The organism is Paenibacillus sp. FSL W8-0426, assembly GCF_037969725.1.
GTDB lineage: Bacteria > Bacillota > Bacilli > Paenibacillales > Paenibacillaceae > Paenibacillus > Paenibacillus hubeiensis.
In genome coordinates, this window is record NZ_CP150203.1 from 6133400 (window position 1) to 6156555 (window position 23156).

Genomic DNA, 23156 nt, shown 5'->3' on the forward strand with positions numbered 1-23156 from the left:
TTGCAGATCACGTCTGCATTATTTGAATGTCTTCGTTGCAGAAGACGATTCTCCATAGAAAGGAGGTGATCCAGCCGCACCTTCCGATACGGCTACCTTGTTACGACTTCACCCCAATCATCTACCCCACCTTCGGCGGCTGGCTCCTTGCGGTTACCCCACCGACTTCGGGTGTTGTAAACTCTCGTGGTGTGACGGGCGGTGTGTACAAGACCCGGGAACGTATTCACCGCGGCATGCTGATCCGCGATTACTAGCAATTCCGACTTCATGCAGGCGAGTTGCAGCCTGCAATCCGAACTGAGACCGGCTTTTTAGGATTAGCTCCACCTCGCGGCTTCGCGGCCCGTTGTACCGGCCATTGTAGTACGTGTGTAGCCCAGGTCATAAGGGGCATGATGATTTGACGTCATCCCCACCTTCCTCCGGTTTGTCACCGGCAGTCACCTTAGAGTGCCCACCCGAAGTGCTGGCAACTAAGATCAAGGGTTGCGCTCGTTGCGGGACTTAACCCAACATCTCACGACACGAGCTGACGACAACCATGCACCACCTGTCTCCTCTGTCCCGAAGGAAAGGACTATCTCTAGCCCGGTCAGAGGGATGTCAAGACCTGGTAAGGTTCTTCGCGTTGCTTCGAATTAAACCACATACTCCACTGCTTGTGCGGGTCCCCGTCAATTCCTTTGAGTTTCAGTCTTGCGACCGTACTCCCCAGGCGGAATGCTTAATGTGTTAACTTCGGCACCAAGGGTATCGAAACCCCTAACACCTAGCATTCATCGTTTACGGCGTGGACTACCAGGGTATCTAATCCTGTTTGCTCCCCACGCTTTCGCGCCTCAGCGTCAGTTACAGCCCAGAGAGTCGCCTTCGCCACTGGTGTTCCTCCACATCTCTACGCATTTCACCGCTACACGTGGAATTCCACTCTCCTCTTCTGCACTCAAGTCATCCAGTTTCCAGTGCGATCCGGGGTTGAGCCCCGGGATTAAACACCAGACTTAAATGACCGCCTGCGCGCGCTTTACGCCCAATAATTCCGGACAACGCTTGCCCCCTACGTATTACCGCGGCTGCTGGCACGTAGTTAGCCGGGGCTTTCTTCTCAGGTACCGTCACCTTGAGAGCAGTTACTCTCCCAAGCGTTCTTCCCTGGCAACAGAGCTTTACGATCCGAAAACCTTCATCACTCACGCGGCATTGCTCCGTCAGGCTTTCGCCCATTGCGGAAGATTCCCTACTGCTGCCTCCCGTAGGAGTCTGGGCCGTGTCTCAGTCCCAGTGTGGCCGATCACCCTCTCAGGTCGGCTACGCATCGTCGCCTTGGTGAGCCGTTACCTCACCAACTAGCTAATGCGCCGCAGGCCCATCCTCAAGTGACAGATTGCTCCGTCTTTCCAGTTCTCTTCAGGCGAAGAAAACAAGTATTCGGTATTAGCTACCGTTTCCGGTAGTTGTCCCAAGCTTGAGGGCAGGTTGCCTACGTGTTACTCACCCGTCCGCCGCTAAGCATCAAGGAAGCAAGCTTCCTATCAACTCCGCTCGACTTGCATGTATTAGGCATGCCGCCAGCGTTCGTCCTGAGCCAGGATCAAACTCTCCAATAAAGATGAATTTCAGTCACGAGGTTAATCGTGATGAAAATCATCTGAGGTATTGAAAAGAGCGATTAGCTCATTTGAATCTGACGATTCATTGTATTGCACAATTGCTTATCATTTGTTCAGTTTTCAAGGAACTTGATTGTCCACAAGACGTTTGTCCCGGACAGGAATCTTATCATATCATGTCGACCATTTTCTTGTCAACACTTTTTTCGACAGCTTTCGGAGCGTTTCAACAATCATCCGTCCGAAGCGACAAGAAATAATATATCACGAATGAATTTTTAATGCAAGCATATTATTTAAATTTTTATATATTTACTGATTGCCACCGCTATATACCTGTATTCCAACCTTTTTCTCACTACCCTATCGAGTTTGGTCTCCCATCCATAAACCTTTATAATGAAGTATATGAAATTAAAGACGCTTCTTTAGTTTACAGCAACCCACTTTATAGCGAGGTGATCGTTTTTGAAGAAGTGGTTGAATTCCGCCCGCAAAGGGTATGGCAAAAAGCTGGTCTCCATTCACGCCTGGAATGCCTGGATAGTGCTGATCCTTTCAGTTACTGGACTGATGCTTGTCGGGGCATTCTGGCGGGAATTGCTCGGCATCGGGCGGATATGGCTGAAATGGCTGCATATTGTCGCTGGTCTGATGATGCTGGTCCCGGTCGGTTACTACTTACTGCTCGCGGGCAAGCATTGGAAGCAGCTCCGGAACAAACCTTGGCAGCGAACCAATACCATCGTTGTACTTACGCTGCTTATGGGATGGATTTTGTCGGGAATTGTACTGTGGCAGTTTAAGCTTTCCGGTCCCCGGTGGTCCAATGCCGCACTGTTGGTTCACGATGCGTTGACCTGGGTGGGCCTTCCTTATATGATCTACCATTCGATTACGCGATCCAAGTGGCTTAAGGAGCCCTCTCGAAGAACCATCCGTCCCGTTACCGACGATGCGATTTCCCTTCCTGTTTCAAGTACCAAAGCACCTCCGGCTTCCAAGAGCCAAAAAAGCCAATATCCAGAAAATACCGTACGCCAAGATACGCCACAGCCTGTTTACACACGGCGTTCTTTTCTCAAGACTGCAGTTGGAGCAGGACTTGCCGTTACGCTTGGGCCTACGTTTGTTTCATGGGTCGGAAAAAACCTGAACAGCAGCAACAGCATGGAAGAATTGCTGGCCAACGATCCCAATCGGATGGTACCCGCTCCTCAACCGCACTCTTCCTCCAATCCTCCGATTGGCGGCGGGGCGGAAGGCCGTTTCCGCGTGTATACAGTGACCCCGATCCCTTCATTCTCCAATGAAAACTGGTCTTTCCGCGTCGACGGACTGGTTGAGCATGCGCAGTCATGGAACTGGGAGCAATTCGTCAAGCTTCAGCGGACCGTACAGGTTAGCGATTTTCACTGCGTTACCGGATGGTCGGTGTACAAAAATACGTGGGAGGGCATTCCGCTCAGGCATTTTCTCGCACAGGCCAAAGTCCAACCCGAAGCCCACAGCGTCAAGTTTTATTCCGCCGATGGCGTCTACACCGATGCGATTACCCTTGACCAGGCGCAAATGGATGACATCATGATCGCCGTCATGCATGACGGCAAGCCGATCCCTGCCGATCTGGGCGGTCCGGTACGCCTGATCATCCCGCAAATGTATGCTTATAAGTCGGTAAAATGGCTAAACCGGATTGAGCTGATTTCCGGCGAACATATCGGATATTGGGAGGAACGCGGATATGATAAAGATGCCTGGCTTACAGGAGCGGTCGCCCGCCTTCCAAACATCCGTTGATATTCTTCCCCAAATTCACTCAAAAATAAAAATCCCCGCTAGCCGCGTCAATGCAGCTACCGGGGATTCTTTGCGTTATTTCGTTTCAGTTCGTCCGTGTTTCATTATCCTTGATTCAGCAGCCTTACAAGCTCATCCTCATCCTCGATCGTAGGAATGCCCAAATCATGCGCTTTCGCCAGCTTGCTGCCTGCTTTCTCGCCGGCGATGACCAGATCGGTCTTCTTGGATACGCTGCCGGTCACTTTGGCACCAAGTGCCTCCAGACGCTGCGTAGCCTCGTCCCGGGTCAGTTGATGCAGGGTGCCGGTAAGCACCACCGTTTTGCCGCTGAAGAATGAATCCTGCACAACGGCCGCCGGAGCTTCCGGAGCCTGAGCCTTGACGCCAAGGCTCAACATTTTCTCGATGGCTGCTTGCATGAACGGGTCCGCAAAGAAAGCTACAATGCTCTCGGCGACGATGCCGCCCACGTCCGGAAGCTCAATGAGCTCTTCCACGGTAGCGTTCATGATCGCATGAAGATCGCGGTAATGATCGGCCAGCATTTTTGTCGTCGTTTTACCGGTGTTCGGAATGCCCAGGGCATACAGGAACGAAGCGAGGTCGCGATCCTTGCTTTTCTCCAGTGCCGCCAAAAGGTTATTCGCCTTTTTCTCGCCGAACCGCTCCAGCTTCACCAAATCCTCGAATTGAAGGGTATAGAGCTCTGCCGGTTCGCGAACGCTCAATTCGTCATACAGCTGGATGGCTGTCTTCTCGCTGAACGTTTCGATATCCATGGCATCACGGGATGCAAAATGGGCAATGCGTGCCACGGTCTGCGGTTTGCATGCCAATCGGTTGTTGCAGAACAGGTGCGCTCCGCGCTGCTCGAGCGGGAAACCGCAGGCAGGGCAACTTTCCGGATAGACGATCTCCTCTCCGTCATTTTCTTCGGTTACTTTTCCGAGAATTTCCGGAATGACGTCATTGGAACGGCGGATGAACACGCGCGTGCCCAATGCGAATTTCAGGTTTTTGCGCTCGATGTCCCCCACGTTGTTCAACGTGCAGTTCTGAACCGTAACCCCTGCCAGCTCGACCGGCTCGACACGTGCGAGCGGCGTGACCTTTCCGGTACGTCCTACGTTCCAATCCACCGACTTCAGGACCGTCGTCGTCTCTTCCGCCTCGAACTTGAACGCAACGGCCCAGCGAGGGAACTTGTCCGTATATCCCAACACTTCGCGGGTGCGCATGTCCGTAATCTTGATGACCGCCCCATCGATGAGATAATCAAGCTGATCCCTGTTTTCCTGAATGGCGTCCAGCTGCTCCACCACATCCTCGAACTCATGAAAGTATGTGATCGACGGGTTTACTTTGAAACGGTTTTCGCGCAGAAAGTCCATCATCTCCTGATGGGTGGCGAACCGAAGATTGTCCGAGTACCCGACATTGTAAAAATAAGCATTCAGCCTGCGTTCCGCAGTGACCTTCGGATTGAGGTTGCGCAGCGCGCCCGCGGCGGCATTACGCGCATTTTTGAGCGGTTCGGCGGCCGTCTCGTTATATCTGCTCAATACGGACAGGTTCATGATGCCCTCGCCCTGCACTTCAATCGTTCCCGCCGTATATGGGATCTTGAGCGGAACCGATTTGATCGTTTTGACTTGCGCCAAAATGCCTTCGCCCACCGTGCCGTTGCCGCGCGTGGATGCCTGAACGAGTTCACCGTTCGTATACGTCAGGTTCAGGGTAAGACCATCGAATTTCAGCTCAATGACATAACCCGGGGCCGGCAGAGGATGATCCGGATTTTTGCTGTTGTAGTCGTTCACCAGCTTGATCACGCGGGCATTCCAACTTCTCAGCTGCTCCATGTTCTGGGCTTTGTCCAAACTCCACAGCGGGGATAGATGACGATGCGGTTCAAATCCCTTAAGCAGTTCACCACCCACGCGCTGCGTAGGCGAATCCGGCAAAACGATGCCGCTTTCCCGTTCCAGCGTAACCAGTTCGTCGTACAGAAGATCATACTCCTTGTCACTGATCTGCGGCTGGTCCAACGTGTAATACTGGTAGTTATGCTGATTGAGCTCGGTTACGAGTTGCTCCATCCGGTGCATCGGATCCATATGGGGCCATCCCTCCGTATTTAAATGGTTTATATGTGTTGTTTAAAAGCACGTCATTATGTAGAACGAACGTCAGAGCAGGTCTGGCGTTCGTTCCGTTGCAAGATTTATTATTCCACTTTGGTGATCGGGGCAAAACCGGCAAGCAGGCGTTTGACGCCAACCGGGGCCGGAAATGCAATCTGCAGCTCCGTATCGTTACCCGTGCCTTTGACGGCAACGATGGTTCCTGTCCCCCATTTGCCATGCTGTACTTTGTCGCCGGCTTTGAACGCACCTGATCCGTCCGCTGCAGAAGCAGGCTTCGACGAAACCGACGGTGTGCTCATGGTCACGCGAGAAGACGCAGCCGAAGTAACCGAGGACGTCGCCGAAGAACCGCCGCGGCTCTGACGGTCGAACAGCTTGCTTCCGCCGCTGCCGAAATTGCTGCCACCGGTGCTGCCCAACCCGCGTCCGCCGTAAGAACCGCCACCCGTACTGCTGCCGCGGCGATATCGGTCACGCGCCATTTGCGTGTCTTCTTTCAGCTCGTCGGGAATCTCGTCCAAGAAACGCGAAGGCGGATTCGCCGTAGTCCGGCCGAACAGCGTCCGCATCTGTGCACAGGAAAGGAACAATTGTTCCTCCGCCCGTGTAATGCCCACATAGGCCAGGCGGCGCTCTTCCTCCAACTCTTCGTTATCCATGAACGCACGGCTGTGCGGGAATACGCCCTCCTCCATACCGATGATGAACACGACCGGGAATTCCAGCCCCTTCGCACTGTGCATCGTCATGAGGGTTACCGCGTCGCTGCGGTCTTCCTCATCGTCATTCATCGTATCGATGTCGGCAATCAGCGCCAAATCCGTTAGGAAGGATACAAGCGTCTTGTCTTCATTGTTTTTCTCGAATTCCATCGTAACCGACAGGAACTCTTCGATATTTTCCAACCTTGCTTTCGACTCGAGCGTATTCTCGGCCTGCATTTCCGTGCGGTACTGGCTCATCTCCAATATTTTCTCTGTCAGCTCGGTCACCGACAAATACTCGACCATTTGGTGCAGTGCAGCAATCATGTCATAAAATTCAACGAGTGCATTACGCGTACGTCCTGCAAAGCCGAGGTCATCCACCACTTGCAGCACGCGATAGATGGATACGCCGCGTTCAGCCGCGGCCGCAGCCAGCTTGGCCACCGTCGTGTCGCCGATGCTGCGCTTCGGCACGTTAATGATGCGGGTCAAGCTGATATCGTCGTCCGGGTTGGAGAGCAGGCGCAGGTATGCCAGAATGTCCTTGATCTCTTTCCGGTCATAGAACTTGATGCCGCCGACGATCTGGTACGGGATATCCGATTTGATCAAAATTTCCTCGATCACCCGGGACTGGGCATTGGTCCGGTACAAGATGGCATGATCCTGATAGGATTTTCCGTTCTTTGCGTTTTTACTAATTTCGGAGGTAACGAAATACCCTTCATCATGCTCGGAATCGGCACGGTACACCTTGATCTTCGCTCCGCCTTCCTTGTCCGTCCACAATTTCTTCGGTTTGCGGCCCGAGTTCAGGGCAATGACTCCATTCGCCGCGTTCAGGATGTTGGACGTGGAACGATAGTTCTGCTCCAGCATAATGGTGCGCGCTTCGGGATAGTCCTGCTCAAAGTTCAAAATGTTGCTGATGTCGGCACCGCGCCAGCGGTAGATCGACTGGTCGCTATCGCCCACGACGCAGATGCGGTGGTGGCTGTCTGCCAGCATGCGGCACAGCATGTACTGGGCACGGTTCGTATCCTGATACTCGTCCACATGGATGTACTGGAATTTCTTTTGATAGAAATCGAGCACTTCCGGCACTTCCTTGAACAATTGGATCGTAGCCATAATGAGATCGTCAAAGTCGAGCGAGTTGTTCGCCTTCAGCCGCTTCTGGTACATGGTGTAGATCTTGGCCACGATGCCTTCGAAATAATCCCCGACCTTGCGTTCGTATTGTTCGGGTCCGATCAGTTCGTTCTTGGCCGTGCTGATCATCGCTTGAACGGCCTTCGGCTCGAACTTTTTCGTATCGATGTTCTGGTCCTTCATGCAGCTGCGAATCACGGACAGTTGGTCCGAAGAGTCCAGAATGCTGAAATTGGACGTAAATCCGATCCGTTCGATGTCGCGGCGCAAAATGCGAACGCACATGGAGTGGAAGGTGGATACCCAGATGTCGCGGCCGTCGCGGCCGACCAGCTGGGCTACCCGATCCTGCATCTCGCGGGCGGCCTTGTTTGTAAACGTGATCGCCAAAATGCCCCACGGCGGGGTCTTCCGTGTAGCGATCAAGTATGCGATCCGGTGCGTCAGCACCCGGGTTTTGCCGCTGCCCGCTCCCGCCATAATCAGCAGGGGACCGTCGGTTGCTTCGACAGCCTGACGCTGAGGCGCATTCAGCCGGGCTATGGCGTCATGTATATTTACAGGTTGCATGCATGCATGCTCCTTTCGTGATGAATTCGGTCTTGCACGTGAACAGTTGCGAGGCAAAGCTTTATTTTAACAGATTATGCGGGAGAAATGGGAGAATGGGAAGCATTGCCCGCCATACTTGTTTCAGGAGAGATTGGAAAACGCCAAACGGATCTCCGTTAGCCGATTCGGACGCTACACCGAGGCTTTAACAGCCTGCACCGTCTCCAGTGCCTTCGCCAAATCGCTGTATACGATATTGCCAACGACAACGGTATCTGCCGCCTGGGCAGCCTGGGCCGCTTTCTCGGCTCCATCGATGCCCCCACCGTAGATCAAATGCGACAGCTCCAGCTTTCGGCGCGTTTGCGCAACCAGCTCCATATCCCCAAACGTGCCGCTGTACTCCAGGTACACGACGGACAGTCCCATCAACCGTTCCGCAGTCTGGGCATACGCCACCACCGCCTCTGTGCTCAGATGGGTGTCTGCCCCCGTCATTCTGGCCACGGTCGAATCGGCATTAAGCACGATATACCCTTCCGCAATGAGCTCGTCCCAGGGAATCAGGTAACCGTATTGCTCGATGGCACGCTGGTGCTGTCCGATCAGCCACTGGCTGTCCGCCGTATTAAGCACCATTGGAATGAGATAACCATCGAAGCCGGGCACCACCGCCTCCAAATCGGAGACTTCAAGCACGCATGGCAGCTCATAACGCCGCACTCTGGACATGAGGTCTACCGTATTGTCATAAGTTACTCCCGACGAACCTCCCACCATGATGGCGTCGGTTCCGGACATGCAAACGCGATCCAACGCTTCATCGGTAATTTCCCGATCCGGGTCGAGCTTAAAAACATGTCTCCACTGCTTTATCATATCGATCAACGAACATTCCTCCAGAGGTTCTTCTGCATCTTCAAAACACTTGTAAACTAAGTCTATGCCAGCAGGGAGTGAGTGTCAATGTTCGCATAAAAAGGGGAACAAAAAAAGGAAGCCAACTACGGCTTCCACGCAACGCGGGTGTTCATCCGCTCGATTTCCTCTTCAGTGAGCACGTCGGAATATACGCCGTACACGCCCCATTTTTCATAATTGGCCACCTGATCCGTTTCATTGATCGTATGCACGTACGTAACCGCCCCTGCCCGTTTCAGCCTGGCAACGAAATCCCGGTTCACCTTGTATTCGGGCATGGTCACCGCTGCAATGTCATGATCTTGCACAAAATCCACCACCTGAGCCTCGGTATCCTGCGTAGCATACAATGTATAGATAATGGACGAAAAATCATGAATTTGCTTCACCGACTCCAGCATCGCTTCATTATAAATCTGGACCACGACCCGATCGAGCAATGCCGGATCACGCTCCTGCGCAGCATCCACCAGTGCCGTGAGCACCTGCCGGATATCCTCGTCCTGCTGCTCCTTCGTATCGGTCACGATGTACATGTCGGGATACTCGGCCAGCACGTCCATGATGCCGTCTGCATCCATCGGTTGGTACATGCCCAGAATGGGGGTGTTCATAAATTCCTCATGCGTCAGCGGGCCGGCTTGTTTTTCTTCGGGAAGCTCCTCATCTTGACCCAGCAGTTTGCTCATATTCGCCGTCCATTCATGCCTCGCCACCACCTTGCGGTCAGACGTCAGCATGAAGTCGATCTCGAACACACGCGTGCCCTTTTCGTAGTTGGCGATCATCGCTTCGTAGGCATTCGTGTAAGGCTGGTCGCGGATGCTGCCCATCGCATGGGCAATCAACCGATAAGCGGTAAAACCGTCATGCTGCTCCTCGCTCTGGCTGTCATAGGCAAAGAACAGCATGCCCACGGTCACGATCAACAACGTTATGGGAGCAATCCATCGTTTCATATCGTTCACATCCTTGAGCCCGGCTTCAATCTCAGTCTGGAAAACAACTCATTCTTTCAGGGTTCAGCGTTTATTGCTAACTACCCGGTTTTAGGGGAATGGAAACAAAAAAGTCGCCTATTGGCGACTTTTGGATGATGACACGATGTGGCCGTCTACTTTTGGGGAAGGTATTGCCCGTTTCATTCAATAAGCATTTTTCATGCCGTTGCGGATCGTTTCCCAAATGATTTTGATATCGAATAATAGCGACCAGTTCTCAATATAGAATATATCCTGTTCAATGCGGTCCTCAATAGAGGTATCTCCCCTTAATCCCTTGCTCTGGGCTAACCCCGTAATTCCCGGCCGGACGTGATGTTTGATCATGTATTTGGGAATCTCCTCACGGAACTGGTTCACATAGTACGGCCGCTCGGGACGTGGTCCAACGACGCTCATATGCCCCAACAGCACGTTGAAGAACTGCGGGAGTTCGTCCAGGCTGGTACGCCGGATGAAGCTGCCGAATGAGGTGCGGCGCGGGTCGTTCTGGGTGGACCATCCCGTATCTACCGTTCCTTCAGGCAATACCTTCATCGAGCGGAATTTGTACATGAAAAATGTACGCCGGTTCAGCCCGACCCGTTCCTGCTTGAAAATGATCGGACCAGGCGACGTCAATCGTACGCCCAAAGCGACAACAAGCATCACTGGGGCAGTGAGCACGATGGCCGCCAACGAGAAAAGGATATCGAATGCGCGTTTCAATAAGCGGTTCACGGCGATGTCAAGCGGAATATCGCGCACGTTAATCATAGGCATGCCCGCAAAGTTGTCAAAATGAGGCCGTGCCGGCAAATAGTCAAAAAAGTCGGGAATAATCAACGTTCGCACTCCCGCCTTCTCGCAGACGTCAATAATATGCGGATACTTGTCATGCGCATCGAGCGGAAGAGCAAGGATGACTTCATCGATCAGGTGTGTCGACAGGATTTCCTCCAATTGATCGATCCGTCCCAGGATCGGTTTGTAGCGCTGCTGCTCCTCTCGATCCCAAGAACGATAATCGTCAAGGAACCCATGAACTTCATAACCCAGATCCGGATAACTGCGGAGGTTGTTGTAGAACCTTTTGCCAAGAGAACCTGCGCCCAAGATCAGCACGAACTGACGATTGAAGCCCTTTTTGCGAAGTCTTCGGAGCTGCAGCTTGACGATATACCGGTAAATCAGGGTAAAAGCAACATTGCCGATCATGTACATGGCCAGATATGCGCGAGAGATGTTCACTTCTTTGAAAAAGAACATCAAACTCATTAACATAAAGAAGGCGATACCATGGATTTGGATCAATTTCATGAATTCATCCACAAAACGTTTCTTGCGTTTCGGCACGTAAAGGGAAGACATCAGGCCCGTGATGATTGCAAGCCCCCCGTATACCAAACTCCAAGCGAAGTATTTTTCAATGGGCAGTGGATCCTGATGTGTCAGCAGATCACTTTCGAACTTGATCCACCAGGCCAGCAAAAACGAGACCTGGATCACCATGAAATCTGCCGCAATATACAATTGGGTTAAAAATCGCTGATTACGACGAATCATGTGTTCACCTCGGATGATGTCTCTCGATCTGCCCCATGGCCTAATGACGAACTCTTCCGTGGAGCCGACCTGATGAGCTTATTGCGGATAAGAGACATTGAAAATTTTAGTGAAATGCCGAGCCATACGACCGTGTTCGTAAAAAGGCTATACCGCTTGGCATAATGTTTACGATGAAAAACCCACATCGCCCTATGAAACTCATAGACAATTTTCATAGGTTTGCGCCGGGCACTCGCACCCTTGTAATGCACAATATATGTACGCGGGTAATAATAAATGCCCCAACCTGCCTCTTTGATTCGGTAACACCAATCAACATCTTCTCCATACATGAAAAAGGTTTCGTCCAACCCACCAACCTGTTCCACAACCTCCCGGCGAACCAACATAAATGCACCAACAAGGCAGTCGATCGGATATTCATCATCCGGACTAAGATGCCCCAGCTGATATTGGTTAAACTTCGGGCGGTCAGGGAATAGGCGGGATAGACCAAAGGCATAATAGAACGAAGCCGATGGCGTAGGAAACCCACGTTTGCATGCTTTATCCAACGAACCATCCGGAAGAATCACCTTGCAGCCGGATGCCCCCATCTCTGGACGGCGATCCATGAATCCAATCATAACCTCCAGCGTATCCGGCTGAACGACCGTATCGGAGTTGAGCAGCAAAATGTAACGCCCTCTGGCCACCTTCATACCTTGGTTATTCGCAACGGCGAATCCCGTATTGTCACCATTGGCGATCATAAGAACCTCCGGGTATGCCGTCCGGATTGCCTCCACCGAGCCATCATGAGAAGCATTGTCGATTACGATGATCTCATAATGGTAGGCTGTCCGAGAAGCGTATACAGATTCCAGGCAATCCAGCGTCAGCTGCCGCGTATTGTAGTTGACGATGATGATGCTGACGTCTACATGTTTCGTTTGGTTGTTTTTTAATCTGCTCCACGAGGGAGCATCGATCGTTTCGGTCATTGCATAAACTCCTGACTTCATATTGCTGTGACAGCGTTCGACATTTGCGAGTATGCTGCACCGATCATTGAAATCTGGTGCCATCTACCGAAAGTATAGCATATTATGATTGAAGGGAGTCAGGGATTATTCGTAATTACGACTTCATTCTCTTTCTTTTCTATAATATGTTGTTCCTGCTTTAATAAATGAGTTATCCTGTATAGTGTTTCCGTTAACAATTATAGAGGAAGCCCCTAAGAAACAATGGTTGCCCACATGGACGAACCCGCAGATATTAACTCCAGGAGATAAAAAACAATTGTTTCCAATAACGGAGTCGTGATTTATGGTTACGCTAGGCCAAATAAAGTTTGCTTCTCCCACCTGAACATTGAAATCTACAGTTGCTCCAACAGAAATCATGGTTCCTTTTCCGATTTTCGCGGTTTTGCTTACATATGCTTTAGGATGAATCAACGATATGACCTCATAGCCCTGATTGATGATTTTTTGGTATACATCCCACCTGGCTGCAAGGTTATTGTATCCAATGGCTATGGCAATTTCGTACTCGCTCGGACTATATTTTTTTCTGACATCCTCAAAAGAACCGAGAACATCTTCTCCCTCCTTGAAATCATCAATGAATCCAATAAAATGGTGACCGCAATCCAGAACGAGCTCTCTCACATAATAAGCAAAACTTTGCGAACCATAGATGATTACGTTTTTTTTCTTCAACATCTTCACCACCCTAGTAGGTTCCGTAATATATTTATATATTTGTACTATCCTTAGGTATAATTGCATTTCAAGCTTCGTTTACACCAGTTTTTCCTAATATCCCCTTTTGAAATTTGGATTCATACAGCAGAGTTACATTGCTATGGCCCCACGTATTCCGAATATCTCAATGACAACCTCTCTGGTGCTTTATCAGCTAACTCGGGGCCAGATTGGCAGGCAGAAAAAAAGAACAATGAATCTGTTCTTTTTTCTGCCCCTCCCCATTTGCCTCGTATTCTTTAAAGTATGAGTTCCCATGTTCGGATGCCAAAGGCCCCTTGAATGCCTAGCATTATACTTCATATGCTCCGCTACCCAAATCACATGATTCTTCAGTTCACTCTATAGTAAAGTATGTGCAGATATCAGTTAGAGATTTAAACGGATACCATCTATTCGTCCTTGCATTTGGAAATCAAAAAACTTTTTAACCCTTCTCGCCAAGGACGCAAATCGAGAAAACCGTTAGTTCGGATCGACAAATGATCCATCACCGAGTTGCGTGGACGCGGTGCCGGTCGAGGAAATTGCTCGGTTGTACATGGCTCCAGTTTCGCTTGAATAGAGAGCCCCGCTATAGCTTGCGCTTCCTCGAAAATTGCCTGGGTAAACTCATACCATGTGCAGGATCCAATGTTGGATGCATGATATATGCCATACTTCTCGTCTGCCATGAGGTCAAGCAGGAATTTTGCCAAATCCACGGTGTACGTCGGTGAACCTTTCTGGTCATGAACCACCTGCAGCTTGGGCTTCTCTTGGCCGAGTTTCAGCATCGTTTTCACAAAATTATTGCCGTAAAGCCCGTATACCCACGACGTTCGCACAATAAACCACCTTGAAGACAGCGTCTGCACAAGTAATTCTCCTGCTCGCTTGGACTTTCCGTATACGCTTTGTGGGTTGGTATTATCATATTCCTGATAAGGCGTAACCGAAGCGCCGTCAAAGACGTAGTCCGTACTGATATAAATGAGCTTCGCTCCTACCTTTTCTGATGCGACCGCAACATTACGAGTTCCCACCGCATTCACCCTGTAAGCTCCATCCATATCCGTTTCGGCAGCATCAACGGCTGTATAAGCAGCACAATGAATGACTACTTCTGGTCCAAAGGAAACGATGACGTCATTAACCTTTGATTGATCCGTAATATCCATCTGATCGCGGGTGCAAGCAAGGACGGAATGTCCCTCCTTTTTCAAAAGGAGCACGACATCCCGTCCCAGTTGTCCGCTAGCCCCGGTAACTAACACCTTCATTGCTTCGTATCTCCCAAGCGGGAGCCGTATTGTTTGGCGTAATACTCCTGGTAAACGCCCGACTGAATTCGTGTCCACCATTCCTTGTTGTCCAGATACCATTGAATGGTTTCCTTAATCCCGGTCTCAAACGTGTGCTTCGGCTTCCAGCCAAGCTCGGACATCGTTTTGGTTGGGTCGATCCCGTATCTGCGGTCATGTCCAGGACGATCCTGTACATATTTAATCAGAGACTTTGGTTTGTTAAGCTGCTCCAGAATCGTTTTTACAATGTGCACGTTGGTTCGCTCGTTATTGCCGCCAATATTGTATACCTCACCGTTCCGACCCTGGTGGATAACCAGATCGATTGCACTGCAGTGATCCTCAACATAGAGCCAATCCCGGATGTTCAAGCCATCTCCATATACAGGCAATGCCTCATCCGCCAAGGCACGGGATACCATCAATGGAATCAGTTTTTCCGGGAACTGATAGGGACCATAGTTATTGGAACAGCGCGTAATGTTTACGGGCAGCCCAAAGGTTTCATGATACGCACGTACAAGCAGGTCTCCTCCTGCTTTGGACGCCGAATACGGACTGTTGGGCTGAAGCGGCGTCTCTTCCGTGAACAAACCTGTAGGGCCGAGCGACCCGTAAACCTCATCCGTCGATACCTGGACGAATTTGGTGATCCCATGTTTTTTGGCAGCTTCCAGCAGTACTTGAGTACCATTCACATTTGTTCGTACGAACACATCCGGTTCAAGAATGCTTCGGTCCACGTGGGACTCAGCCGCAAAGTTAACGACCACATCAACACCTTGGCCGATCAGGCGGTCCATCTCCGCAGCATCCGTAATATCTGCTTTAACAAAGGTATGATGCTTGTTACCTTCGAGCGATTTCAGATTTTCCAGATTCCCCGCATATGTCAAGGCGTCCACGTTAATTATTTCGTAGCTTGGATGCTGCTGCAGCATATACATCACAAAGTTGCTTCCAATAAAACCGGCACCGCCGGTAACGAGCAGTTTCATAAATTGAAACCTCCTGTATCCTTCGCTATCTATTTAAAAATTGAAATTGATCTCCGCATCCTGAAGCAGCGGGTGCTTCTGGTCCTTTTCCGATAGGACCGGATTGGATGTGGGCCAATCTATCCCAAGTGCCGGATCACTCCATAATATGCCGCGGTCATTCTCCGGGGAATAGTATTCATCCACTTTGTATAAGACTTGAGTGTTTGGAACGAGCGTACAAAATCCATGGGCAAACCCTTTCGGAACGAGCAGCTGACGATAGTTGTGCTCGCTTAAAATAAATCCTTGCCACTGCCTAAATGTCGGTGAACCTTTACGGATGTCCACAATGACATCATAGATTGATCCGGAGATAACCCGAATAAGCTTCGTTTGCGCCTTGGGGTTCAGCTGATAATGCAAACCGCGCAATACGCCTGGCTGTGCAGACAAGGATTGGTTATCTTGTATAAAGTGGTAGTTGAGTCCGTGCTGCTGCATGAGCTGATCATTGTAACTCTCCATAAAAAAACCCCGATGATCTCCGTGAACCATCGGTTCCAGTAGACTGGCTCCTTGCAGCTTCAAAGGAGTTACTTTCATGATCGGGTTCCCCCTGACTTAAATTTTCAGTTTGCCGAATTCTTCGCTAAAAATTAACTCTTGGGCAAGTTCATTCGCTCTAGCTAGTGATGCATGCGTACCCGCATCTGTCCACCAGCCTTGAAGGACATCGTAGGTAAGCTGTTCCTTTTCAATATATGCATTATTAACATCCGTGATCTCCAACTCGCCTCTTGCGGACGGTTTTAATGTCTTTATAATATCAAATACATGATGATCAAACATGTATATCCCTGTTACAGCAAAATTGCTTTTTGGGGATTGTGGTTTTTCTTCGATAGATAAAATACGATCTCCCTGAATTTCAGGTACTCCAAACCGATTTGGATCACTAACTTCTTGTATGAGGATTTTAGCCCCACAAGCTTGAGCTTTAAAATTTTCAACATAGGGCCCTATATCGTCGGCGAAAACATTGTCGCCAAGAATAACAACCATTTTTTCATTCGCTACAAACTGTTTAGCCAGGTTCAAAGCTTGAGCGATTCCTCCAGCTTCATCTTGTACTTTGTAAGTAAAAGAAACATTCATCTCGCTACCACTGCCGAGGAGATTAACTACATCTCCCATATGTTCTTTACCTGTGACAATAAGAATATCCTCAATTCCCGCCAATTTAAGTTTATAAACGGCATGAAAAATCATAGGATATTTCCCGACGGGAAGTAAGTGCTTATTCGTGACTTTAGTTAAGGGGTATAAGCGAGAACCAGTACCGCCTGCAAGAATTATACCTTTCATTTCAAACACATCCTTATTCTAGTGGTAGAAGTTGTATAACGACTCTATAACTTTACTAATATCATTGTCATCCATATTGTAATATATCGGAAGTCTTAGAATTTTGTCACTTTCCGAAGTTGTATAATGATCTGCTCCATGAAATCTGCCAAATTGTATACCTGCAGATGATGAGTGCAGTGGAATGTAATGAAACACGCTTTGAATTTCTTTACTTTTCAAAAATTGAATTAAACGTGTTCTCTCCTCGAGCGATTTGCACTTGATATAAAACATATGGGCATTATGTTCGCATTCATCAGGTATAAAAGGAAGCTTGATTCGTTCTTCTTGTTGTAATTGTTCTAGCCCGCTGAAATACTTAGCCCAGCTCTCTTTGCGATTGTCATTGATGACGTCCGCCATTTGCAGTTGAGCGTACAAAAACGCAGCATTGATTTCACTGGGTAAATAAGAAGAGCCTATATCTACCCAAGTATACTTATCCACTTGGCCTCTAAAGAAACGGGAACGGTCTGTTCCTTTCTCCCTGATTATTTCTGCTCGTTCCACGAACAATGAATCATTCACGAGCAAGGCCCCGCCTTCTCCACAATTGTAGTTCTTGGTTTCATGAAAACTATAGCAACCCAGATGCCCGATACTACCAAGATATCTTCCCTTATACCGACTCATAACTCCTTGTGCAGCATCTTCAATAACAAGCAGGTTATATTTCGCCGCTATCTCCATAATCGTGTCCATTTCACAAGACACCCCCGCATAATGAACGGGAACTATAGCTTTAGTCCGCGGAGTAATCGCAGCCTCAATTAGTGTTTCATCAATATTCATTGTATCAGGACGAATATCGACAAATACAATCTTTGCACCTCTTAAAGCAAAAGCATTAGCTGTTGAAACAAACGTATAAGAAGGGAGGATAACTTCATCTCCTTCTTTAATATCAGCTAGTATAGCGGCCATCTCCAGTGCATGAGTACAGGAGGTAGTCAGCAATGTTTTAATCGTATCAAATCTCGATTCCATCCATTTGCTGCTTAACTTGGTGAATTCCCCGTCCCCAGAAAACCGGCGATTTTGAACAGCTCTCTGAATGTACTCTTGTTCTTTACCAGTAACTCCAGGTACATTGAATAGTATCATGAGAAAAATAGCCCCTATCGTTTGGATTCATTAAACAAGCTCATAGATTGAAAATAATTACCCCTGCAATAATGAAGAGACTTGCAATAAACTTTTGTCTAGTAAACCTCTCTTTCAAGAAAATATACGAAAATAGTAGAGTACCCAGATAGTTGAGTGCAATGATTAAAGTGAAATTTTTCAAGGCCATGAATTTTAACAAATAAACCGACAGAACCGTCGAAACCAAAAAGAACATGTACCCTGTCACGATGGGAAGATTAATAGAGACTATCCCCTTACCCTTCTTCCCTTTTACTGCACCGACTTTCAGCAAAATTTGAGCCAAGCTGTTAATTAAAATCAATAACGCGCTAACCAATATAATCATTGCTTTGCGCTCTTTATATTTAGGATAATGATACCTGTCATAATAATAAGCACTCCGATTAGATTATTGAAAGTAACTTCTTCATGAAACAAAAAATAGCTAAACGCAACAATAATAATATTGTTTAATGCAGTTAATGGATAAGCAAAGGACAGGTCTAGATCCCTAAGGGTATATTGCCAGAATATAGCCTGGAAAAACAAGAAAACTAAAGACAATATATAATAGCTATTCGTAACAACCAGTAATATATGTCCTTCTCCAACGGCATCTGCAGCAAATTTTGAGAAAAGGGAAGCAGTAGATTGAGAAAGTATGCTAAAAAAAAGGAAAACATAGCTTTTTGTTAGTTCAAATTTCATTTTCTCTCCAGCCCCAAATATAATAGGAAGCATCCGGTCCGGTATGGAATAACAAATCAAAAATCGTGACATAGTGATCAAAAGGAGGGTGAAATTGATTGTATTCTGGATAATGTTTGTAATCCTTATATACTAATTTAATCCCTTCTTCTTCAAAGCGACCGTCGTCAATGTAGTCCTTGGCAGCGGGACCTGAAACATAAAGGTCCGTTCCAGACTTGTGAAGCAGGTCCAGTAATCTATCTAATTTTTTTCCTTCGCTATTAAATTCCCTCGAATCCTTAAACGTTGTCGAAATACCCAATAATTCTTTGGAAATATATTGAATCAAATATTGATTAAGCTCGGATAGACTGCACCATTTACGCTCCAAATAAACATGCTCAAGAAAGTCTTTATATATTTTAAAATAAGGTGCTTTTGAATATAAGGCGCTAATCGTTTTAAAGTGTTTTACATTCCAATTCGAATTAGGCAGCAGCACTTCACAGATCAACGAATCATTCGAATTGTTCACAGGAATTGTAAGCCACTGAGCTCCCGTCGCACTTTTGACTTTATTGCGATTTCTCCAATCGTTTTTTGTATATTGGACATCGTCATAGAAGATGAAAGTATCCACATCATTAATAATATCGAAATAACCTTTCCACGGTATATAGTTCGATTGAAGTACAGCAGTTCTGTTCATAGTTCATCCTCACTTACTTGAATACTTAAGAGTTTCGAGTTTCGCTTCCCTGTTCATATACTTTTCTAACAACAGAGATTGGCCGATCTTTAGTCTCATTAAAAATTTTGGATACATATACGCCTACTACCCCTACTGAAAAAATAATAAGGCCACTCATTAACCATATAGAAACCATCACACTGGTCCATCCGCTTATCACCGATTGAAAAAACACCTTCCGGAACACTAAAAATAACGCATAAACGAGCGATAAAAAAGCTATTAAAGACCCACTTGCCATAATAAGCAAAAGAGGCCTGCTACTGAATGAAGTAACCCCATCCATCATGAGCGTCAATTTCCTAATTAAATTATAGGAGCTTGAGCCTTTGTAAGTCTTTTTTATGGCAAAAGGCTTCTGTCTGTATCCTACTTTTTCGAACATCGCTGCCAAAAAAACGTTTTGATCTTTGAATTCTAATAGACTGCTCACATAACGTTTAGTCATTAAACGTATCGTACAAGGGTTTTTGGGGATTTTTTCGTCGGAAATCAAATTAAAGAACTTATAAAATAAATCCCCCGCAATCCTTCTATAGAAGGTCCCTTCTCTCTCTCGCTGTACCCCGAAAATAACATCAAATTCTCCATTCCCCTGCAACCATTCATTATAGAATAATTCCAGATTTTCTGGTTCCTCTTCCAGATCACAATCCAATAAAAATATCAAATCACCTCTAGCATAAGAAAGTCCGCTTAAAATTGCCTTATGATGACCAAAGTTCTTAGACAAGTCTATCACTTTAACACAAGGATCCTGTTGTTGAATACCTACTGCTACATCTAGCGAGTTATCCGGAGAACCGTCATTCACCATAATAATTTCATAGGACAATCCAAGTTTAGCGACATTTTCTTTTATTCTTGCATAAAATTCAGGAAGGTACGCGGAGGAACGGTACATAGTGGTTACAACAGAGATCTTCATAACTCTTCCCTTTCTCAGTGAATACAATTTGTAATTAGCTTGAGACTTCAATTTAGCTAGTAAACAGTGACACTATTAATTACAATAGATAACTCTCTTTCATCATCTCCAGTTCCTATCTGACTTGGAATGAAAGATTTGTCTAATTCCAAACGAATTTCAACTTTTTTGTCCTTATCTAAATCATATTTCAATTGAAACGGACCTTCCTTCAGAGATTCTACTCGATATAACGAATCATTAATATAAACCTTCATTTTTGCTTTTTTTAAAGTTTCTGGTAAACTACCCGTTATACTGACTTCACCTTGATTTCCAGTGGTTATTATTGCGGTCGCTTTCTTGTTTATCCATCTGTACCCCCCTTCATCATCGTACCATCCATCTAAATACTCAACATTATTACTAAAACTGAATCGAATTTTATTAGGGTCAATTTCAATTAGATCATATTTAGAATCGTGCACTATGAGATCGATTCCACTGGCATTTCTGATTTGATTAAGCAGCTCATAAACAAATGACCAATCTCCTGAGCTAGATTTAGGCATTATTATATATTGAGTATGATTCCATTTTAAATATTCGACCAAACTGTCCATGCTGGAAAAGACTTGAGAATTCCCTAGATAGTCCGAAGCTGAGGTGTTAACAGTTTCCATTCGGCATGAAAGTTGATTTAATACAATATCGTCGCCCAATCCCAAACATCGTTCCATACTTTCTGATTTTCTTAAATAGTTCTCAATATTTGACAATCCATTATACTCAAATAAATTACTTTTATACTTTTGTGTGTTATTTTCAGAAATCGGAAGCTGTAAGGGCGGAAGGCCATAACTCCACGATGGATGTGAAACAAACATGGTCATAAATTGCATAGGAAGAAATAGTAAAAGCGAAAAAAACAAAACTTTTCTTAATTGAAAAACAGTCGAGATATACTTAAACAAAACAATCATAGCTAGGATCAATGGAATTTGATAAACATTCCCGTCGCCACCATTCGGCATCGTGGTCCCATAATATAGCCAAGCAAGAAAAACCGGAAATATTAAAAGAAGAAAGTCCTCTTTAGATATTCTCTTAATGTTAAAAGCATTGAAAATTAAGAATAGGAAAATTAAAAGTAGAATCACATTCCCAGTCCAGAGCATTATTACATGTGCAAACGGTTGAGGATCAAAAAACATATGGTACCAACGATCCATAATATCAGTTAATTTGAATGAAGCGGATGCTGATGTATCACCAATATTTTTGGTTATGAAAGGATATTTAACCTCAAATCCAAGTGATTTCCACAAACTCCCTACAATCGGATACATAGGAACGCCAGTTATCCTATATGTCCGATAACATATTCCCAAAAACACGATAACGGAAATTGAAAAAAGAAGCATAAAATTCCATTTAAAGCCTATTCCGTTCAATACTTTTTTTAGACCAAACAAGCTCCTATTAGCTATAAAATAAATAATAACTCCGAATATAATGAGTGGTGTATATAGCATACTAGTTGACTTGCCGCCTAAAGAAAGAACAAAAGAAATAAGAGACACCCAAAAATAAAGATGTTTGGCTCCATTATCCATTTTTAAACTATTGATCCATCTCCATATATAAAGAGACCCGAGAAGAATTAGGGCAGTAGAAAACAAATCCGTTTTAGCTGTTGATGCCATATTAGAAAGAGCAGGTAAGCAGCTAATTATTGAGGTAAAGAAAAGAGATTGAAATTTATTTAACTCTAACTCTCTTAATTTGGAATATATAATGTAAATAATCAAAATAAAAAATATAACATTTACTGATAAAATGTAGCTATAGTTCCCTAAATTACTTAGAGGAATAATGAATAATTCAAAGAGTTTAGGATAAACATGAACGAAACTCAGATAACCAAGATTATCAAAAAAGGAATTGTCCCCCACTAAAACCGCTTCTGGTCTTAAACCATACCAAACAGAGTCATATTCATACGCTATCAAAGTATTTGTTTTGCCAAATTGAATCAATACTAACAGTAATAAAAAAAATGAAATTAACAATTCATTCCGCTTAAATCTAATCATTTTTTTATAAACGCTGAAGAAAAAAGGAACATTAAATCCGTTAAAGAAACTTGCAAAAGTTAAAATAAGAGTTACAATTCTCAGATCATTGAAGGTTCCGAAATTAAAAAAAGAGCAGAAAATAGCTACAAAGCTCCAAACTAGGAACCCAATCAAGAAAAACACTAGATATTGATTATGATCTTTTCCATTTTTAAAGAAATAATTTGAAATTGATCGTCCGATAGATATTATTGCTTCAAAGTAGAATAAGCAAAGTAACGCTGCTAAAAACACTCCATGGAAAATTAGAAATAAAACACTAACTATTGTTGCTAAAAAAACAGGCCAAAATCCTTTGAAAAACAAAATAAATATCAAAAAGAGCAATGAAATCAATGAAATTTCTATTAGTCCATGAATTGTTTCCGGTTGAACTAAATGCCATTTGTAAACTTTAAACAAAATATTTTTTATCGTAGTAAATTGCAATAATAATGAAAATAAAATAATGGAACCAGCCAACAAGAAATAATGCTTTTTTTGGCGTCTCAAAAAGACTTCTTTCATGTGTTCCTCCAAATAAAGGAATTAATAATAAACTTAATGTATGTTATTACAATAATAATGTGCCATTTTAAATGGATGTTAAATCCTTCTATTATTGCAGAAATGAATACCGAAAGCATCATCTTTTTCATTCTAACTTTTACCGTTGCAATAATTCTTATTATCTA

The 23156-nt window shown here is 45.9% G+C and carries 17 protein-coding genes and 1 rRNA gene; 1 reads left to right on the plus strand and 17 read right to left on the minus strand.

Going from position 1 to position 23156, the window contains the following annotated elements; translation table 11 throughout:
• Window positions 1-58: 58 nt before the first annotated feature.
• Window positions 59-1610: ribosomal RNA gene (locus MKY59_RS27950) — 16S ribosomal RNA — on the minus strand.
• Window positions 1611-2081: 471 nt separating this feature from the next.
• On the opposite strand from MKY59_RS27950, the gene MKY59_RS27955 reads away from it, so the two are divergent.
• Entirely contained in the window at window positions 2082-3413 is a 1332-nt protein-coding gene (locus MKY59_RS27955) for a molybdopterin-dependent oxidoreductase (protein ID WP_339274808.1), read from the plus strand.
• A 104-nt stretch (window positions 3414-3517) separates the two neighbouring features.
• Here MKY59_RS27955 and ligA read toward each other — a convergent pair whose 3' ends face one another.
• The 16 genes from ligA to MKY59_RS28035 all read right to left on the minus strand — a co-directional run bounded on the left by ligA (window position 3518) and on the right by MKY59_RS28035 (window position 22989).
• Window positions 3518-5533 (minus strand): NAD-dependent DNA ligase LigA, encoded by a 2016-nt coding sequence (ligA, locus tag MKY59_RS27960; RefSeq protein WP_339274809.1) that lies wholly within the window; start codon window positions 5531-5533, stop codon window positions 3518-3520.
• 110 nt (window positions 5534-5643) lie between these two features.
• Complete coding sequence (pcrA, locus tag MKY59_RS27965) at window positions 5644-7992, minus strand: DNA helicase PcrA (protein ID WP_339274811.1); 2349 nt, start codon at window positions 7990-7992, stop codon at window positions 5644-5646.
• Between the two features lie 174 nt (window positions 7993-8166).
• Window positions 8167-8862, minus strand: coding sequence for a heptaprenylglyceryl phosphate synthase (locus MKY59_RS27970; RefSeq protein WP_339274813.1), 696 nt, complete (start codon window positions 8860-8862; stop codon window positions 8167-8169).
• Between the two features lie 116 nt (window positions 8863-8978).
• Window positions 8979-9854: a phosphatidylinositol-specific phospholipase C/glycerophosphodiester phosphodiesterase family protein gene (locus MKY59_RS27975; protein WP_339274814.1), complete on the minus strand. Its 876-nt coding sequence runs from the start codon at window positions 9852-9854 to the stop codon at window positions 8979-8981.
• A 186-nt stretch (window positions 9855-10040) separates the two neighbouring features.
• Window positions 10041-11441 (minus strand): undecaprenyl-phosphate glucose phosphotransferase, encoded by a 1401-nt coding sequence (locus tag MKY59_RS27980; protein ID WP_339274815.1) that lies wholly within the window; start codon window positions 11439-11441, stop codon window positions 10041-10043.
• Window positions 11438-12427 (minus strand): glycosyltransferase family 2 protein, encoded by a 990-nt coding sequence (locus MKY59_RS27985; RefSeq protein WP_236420858.1) that lies wholly within the window; start codon window positions 12425-12427, stop codon window positions 11438-11440. The genes MKY59_RS27980 and MKY59_RS27985 overlap by 4 nt, the downstream gene beginning before the upstream one ends.
• A 144-nt stretch (window positions 12428-12571) precedes the next feature.
• Window positions 12572-13153 (minus strand): DapH/DapD/GlmU-related protein, encoded by a 582-nt coding sequence (locus MKY59_RS27990; protein WP_339274817.1) that lies wholly within the window; start codon window positions 13151-13153, stop codon window positions 12572-12574.
• Between the two features lie 434 nt (window positions 13154-13587).
• A complete protein-coding gene (gene rfbD / locus MKY59_RS27995; RefSeq protein WP_339274819.1) occupies window positions 13588-14457 on the minus strand; it encodes a dTDP-4-dehydrorhamnose reductase in 870 nt (289 codons plus the stop codon).
• On the minus strand, window positions 14454-15479 hold the full coding sequence (gene rfbB, locus MKY59_RS28000; RefSeq protein ID WP_339274821.1) for a dTDP-glucose 4,6-dehydratase: 1026 nt from the start codon (window positions 15477-15479) through the stop codon (window positions 14454-14456). Before rfbB ends, rfbD begins: the two co-directional genes overlap by 4 nt.
• A gap of 33 nt (window positions 15480-15512) precedes the next feature.
• Window positions 15513-16064, minus strand: coding sequence for a dTDP-4-dehydrorhamnose 3,5-epimerase (gene rfbC / locus MKY59_RS28005; protein ID WP_339274823.1), 552 nt, complete (start codon window positions 16062-16064; stop codon window positions 15513-15515).
• An 18-nt stretch (window positions 16065-16082) separates the two neighbouring features.
• Entirely contained in the window at window positions 16083-16826 is a 744-nt protein-coding gene (locus MKY59_RS28010) for a sugar phosphate nucleotidyltransferase (RefSeq protein WP_339274825.1), read from the minus strand.
• 18 nt (window positions 16827-16844) lie between these two features.
• Window positions 16845-17972 (minus strand): dTDP-4-amino-4,6-dideoxygalactose transaminase, encoded by a 1128-nt coding sequence (gene rffA / locus MKY59_RS28015; protein ID WP_339274827.1) that lies wholly within the window; start codon window positions 17970-17972, stop codon window positions 16845-16847.
• 366 nt (window positions 17973-18338) lie between these two features.
• Window positions 18339-18704, minus strand: coding sequence for an EamA family transporter (locus MKY59_RS28020; RefSeq protein WP_339274829.1), 366 nt, complete (start codon window positions 18702-18704; stop codon window positions 18339-18341).
• Window positions 18694-19395 (minus strand): WbqC family protein, encoded by a 702-nt coding sequence (locus tag MKY59_RS28025; protein WP_339274830.1) that lies wholly within the window; start codon window positions 19393-19395, stop codon window positions 18694-18696. The genes MKY59_RS28020 and MKY59_RS28025 overlap by 11 nt, the downstream gene beginning before the upstream one ends.
• A gap of 25 nt (window positions 19396-19420) precedes the next feature.
• Window positions 19421-20365 carry a glycosyltransferase family 2 protein gene (locus MKY59_RS28030; RefSeq protein ID WP_339274831.1) on the minus strand — a complete coding sequence of 315 codons (945 nt, stop codon included), beginning with the start codon at window positions 20363-20365 and terminating at the stop codon, window positions 19421-19423.
• Between the two features lie 56 nt (window positions 20366-20421).
• The gene (locus tag MKY59_RS28035; protein WP_339274833.1) at window positions 20422-22989 is read right to left on the minus strand and encodes a hypothetical protein; all 2568 of its coding nucleotides are present in this window, start codon (window positions 22987-22989) and stop codon (window positions 20422-20424) included.
• Between the last annotated feature and the right edge of the window lie 167 nt (window positions 22990-23156).